Raw genomic sequence first — 4,038 nt, forward strand, 5'->3', positions numbered from 1 at the left:
CCAGCGGGCGGAACAGCCGTGACGTCATCACGCCGGTGAGCGCCCGCAGCGTGGCCCCCTCGATTCTGCTCGCCGGAACCATGCGCTCGATGCCGCCGCCGGGGATCTGCTTGCCCCGCTCGGTGAACGGGGCGATGTCGTCGGCGTAGCGGCGCAGCGCGCCGACGGCGTCATCCGGTGTCGCGGCGAGGTGGGCCGCGAGGAGATGCGCACCGATGAGCGCGGTCGCCGTCCCCTGCCCCGTCATCGGCGAGCCGCACGACGCCGCATCGCCGAGCAGCACCACCCGGCCGTTCGCGACGTCCGGCACGTCGATGCGCACGAGCTCATCGAAGTACAGATCGGATGCCTCGCCCAGCGCCGCCAGCACGGCCGGGGCGTGCCAGCCGGCGCCGGCGATGCGCGCACGGATCAGCGCCTCCTGCGCGACCCGGTCCCCTCGCAGCGCCGGGTCGCGGTCCATCCGGAACGTGAGGATCGCCTTGGACGTCGTCGGGTCGAGGTCGGGGCGGATCCCGACTGTCGCCCCGGGCACGAACCTCAGCGCGAACCAGCCCGGCTCGAGGTCGGAGGGCGTGGGCAGGGTGAAGAACGCCATGTACCCGCCCAGGTACGTGGCGAACTGCTCCTCGGGCCCGAACGCCAGCCGGCGCGTCGCGGAGTGCACGCCGTCGGCGCCGACCACGATGTCGAACCGTGCCGCTTCGGCGTGCGCGAATTCGACGTCGGCACCGGCGTCATCCTGCGCGATCGCCGTGATGCGGTCGCCGAACCGCAGGTCGAGCAGACGAGGACGGGCATCGGCGGCCGTGCGCAGCGCATCGAGGAGCACTCGGGCCAGGTCGCCGCGCGCGATCTCGATCTCGGCGACGGCGCCTTCGCCGTCGAAGTCGGCCATCGACATCCGGCCGAAGACACGGCCGCCACTGCCGACGTACGCGATGCCCTCCTCGTGTACGCGGAACTGCTCGATGCCGACCATGATCCCCATGAGTTCTGCGACCTCGCGGCTCGCGCCGCGGAGGTCCACAGCCTGCCCGCCCGGGCGACGAGCGTCGGCGCGTTCGACGACGGTGACACGGATGCCTTTGCGCACAAGCTGCAGGGCGAGCGCGAGGCCAGCGATGCCCGCGCCGGAGATCAGGACGTGCGGTGTGCGGTCGAAGTCGTTCATGAGGCATCCCGTCAGTCGGACGTTTGTGTGAGACATATGTCTAACACAGGTGTTGGACGTTTGTCTAGCACGCTCGTCCAACTCCCGCCTAGGATGAACGCATGGGCAATCGCGAAGATCTGCTGGCGGGGGCGCGTCAGGTCATCCTGGAGCGGGGCGTCGCCAAGGCGACGGCCCGCGACATCGCCACCGCGGCGGGAGTGAGCCTGGCCGCGATCGGCTACCACTTCGGCTCGAAGGACGAGCTCGTCACCGCCGCGCTCATGGAGTCCCTCGGCAGCGGCATCGGCGACGAGATGGAGTCCGTGGTGCACGAGACCGCGTCACTCCCGTTGCTCCAGGGTTTCGCCGCGCTGTGGAACCGCATGCCCGACGTGTTCTCCGCCAACCGGGAGGCGCTGCTGGCGAGCCTTGAGAACTCCGTGCGCGTGCTCCGCGACCCGCAGGCAGGTCGTGCATTGGCGGATGCCGCGGCTGAGGGCCATGACGGAATCGCCGAGCAGCTGCGCGCCGCGCGTCCCGAGATGACCGACGCCGACGTCGCCGCGGTCGCCCAGCTCGACTTCGTGCTCGTGCAGAGCCTCGGCATCCTGTGGCTCATGAACCCCGCAGCACTGCCGACCGGCGACGAGCTCGCGCGTGCCGTCGCCGTCATCGCCTCCGACACGCCCGCATGACCCCGCCCGCCGCCCCTGTGCCACTGCGCTCCGCAGTCACATTTCGGCGTCTTCGCCCGGCCGGCATCCTCGCAAACTGACTGCGGACGCCTGGGCCTCGCGCTCCGCAGTCAGGTTATGCGCCCGCCGTCGGGTGCGCGGCGCAGAACGCGGCTGCGGAGGGAACAGGCCGAGGCGCCGAGCAGGGGAGGAGGGGAGGAGACGCGGAACGCCCCGGCGCACGGGGTGCGTCGGGGCGTTTCGGGCTGAGATACGGGGAGGTCAGCGGCCGCTGCGGCGGTTGGTGCCGTTCGGGCGGACGACCGAGCCAACCATGAGCTTGCCGGTGCCGTTCGACGTCGCGCGGCGGCCCTGCGTGCGGGGGTTGCCGGCGGGCTGCGCCGAACGGGCGTGGCCGGCGCTCTGGTCGCTGCGCTGGTGAGTGGCGCGGTCCTGCGTCGTGGCGGCATCGCGGCCCCGACCGGCGCCCTGACCCCGACCTGCGCCTTGCGCACCGGATCCGCCCTGGCCGGAGCCACGGCGGCCACCGCCGGCACCGGAGCCGGAGCGCGACGAGCCGTCGGCACCCTGGCGACCGTCGCGGGCGGCGCGCTTGCGCTGCGCGTTGGCGCCCTGGCTGGTGCCGCGGGGCGTCTCGACGACCGGAACCGGCTTGACGTACGCGGCGACCTGGCCGACGAGCGCGGTGACCGCGGGCGAGGCAGCCGTCACGACCACGGGCTCGACCGAGATCGCGGCCTTGCGCAGCAGCTGCGAGACATCGCGCTTCTGCTCGGGCAGCACCAGCGTGACCACGGCGCCCTCGGCGCCCGCGCGAGCCGTGCGGCCCGAACGGTGCAGGTACGCCTTGTGCTCGGTGGGCGGATCCACGTGGATGACGAGCTCGACGTCGTCGACGTGCACACCGCGGGCTGCGACATCCGTCGCCACGAGCACCTTGACGCTGCCCGCCGAGAACGCCGCGAGGTTGCGGTCGCGCGCCGCCTGCGACAGGTTGCCGTGCAGGTCGACGGCCGGGATGCCCTCGCCGGTGAGCTGCTTGGCGAGCTTCTTCGCCTGGTGCTTGGTGCGCATGAACAGGATGCGGCGGCCGGTGCCCGACGCGAGCGCCTTGACGACGTCCTTCTTGGCGTCGGCGTCGGCGAGCGTGAAGACGTGGTGCGTCATCGCGGCGACGGGCGAGTGCGCCTCGTCGACGGAGTGCAGCACCTCGTTCTGCAGGAAGCGGTTGACGAGCTTGTCGACCCCGTTGTCGAGGGTCGCGCTGAACAGGAGGCGCTGGCCGCCGGCCGGCGTCGCGTTCAGGATGCGCGTGACACCCGGCAGGAAGCCGAGGTCGGCCATGTGGTCGGCCTCGTCGATGACGGTGACCTCGACCGCGTCGAGGTGCACGAAGCCCTGCTTCATGAGGTCCTCGAGGCGGCCCGGGCACGCCACGATGATGTCGACGCCGGCGTTCAGCGCCTGCACCTGACGGTTCTGGTTCACGCCGCCGAAGATCGTGGTCGTGGTGAGGCCGTAGGCCTTGGCGAGCGGCGCGAGAACAGCGTCGATCTGCGTCGCGAGCTCCCGCGTGGGGGCGAGGACGAGGCCGAGCGGGCGGCCCTTGCGACGGTTGCCGCCGGCGAGCTTGCCGCCGAGGCGCGCGGCCATCGGGATCGAGAAGGCGAGCGTCTTGCCTGAGCCGGTCTTGCCGCGGCCCAGCACGTCGCGGCCGGCGAGCGTGTCGGGGAGCGTGTCGATCTGGATCGGGAACGCGGTGGTCTTGCCGTCCGCGGCGAGCGCGTCGACGAGGGGCTGCGGCACGCCGAGCGCGCCGAAAGTGGTTTCAGTCATGAGGGGATTTCTCCGGGCACACAGATGCCCTGTCGGTGGCCGGGGCGGATTTCGCCCACGGGTCGCCGTACGAAAGTCATCACCGGCATCGCGCGGCTGAGCCGGGCGGCGGCGGGAGGGGAAGCGTTCTACGACGCAAGAAGCGCATGAAGCGCTGCAAGATGATCCACCCTAGCAGGGTGCGGCTGGGCGTTCTCCGCAGGCGGTCAGTGAGCGAGTGGGAGAACGCCGCACGCCCTTGCCCGGTCGTTGAGGAGCGAGGAACGTGGTCGTTGAGCGACCTCGCGAGTCGAAACGCGGAGACGCAACGCCCCGCAGCCGGCGCAGACGAGCGGCTCAAGGCGTTTCGTC

3 protein-coding genes are annotated in these 4,038 nt (G+C 71.6%); 1 reads left to right on the forward strand and 2 read right to left on the reverse strand.

The genetic code is table 11. The features are described from left to right. On the reverse strand, positions 1-1,174 hold a 1,174-nt coding region (locus tag B1729_RS00835; protein ID WP_163630191.1), incomplete at its 3' end, for an FAD-dependent monooxygenase. Between the two features lie 101 nt (positions 1,175-1,275). On the opposite strand from B1729_RS00835, the gene B1729_RS00840 reads away from it, so the two are divergent. Further along, complete coding sequence (locus B1729_RS00840; RefSeq protein WP_163630193.1) at positions 1,276-1,851, forward strand: TetR/AcrR family transcriptional regulator; 576 nt, start codon at positions 1,276-1,278, stop codon at positions 1,849-1,851. 261 nt (positions 1,852-2,112) lie between these two features. Here B1729_RS00840 and B1729_RS00845 read toward each other — a convergent pair whose 3' ends face one another. Beyond that, entirely contained in the window at positions 2,113-3,687 is a 1,575-nt protein-coding gene (locus B1729_RS00845; RefSeq protein WP_163616557.1) for a DEAD/DEAH box helicase, read from the reverse strand. Between the last annotated feature and the right edge of the window lie 351 nt (positions 3,688-4,038).

The organism is Microbacterium sp. B35-04, assembly GCF_010634885.1.
In the GTDB taxonomy this organism is placed as follows: domain Bacteria; phylum Actinomycetota; class Actinomycetes; order Actinomycetales; family Microbacteriaceae; genus Microbacterium.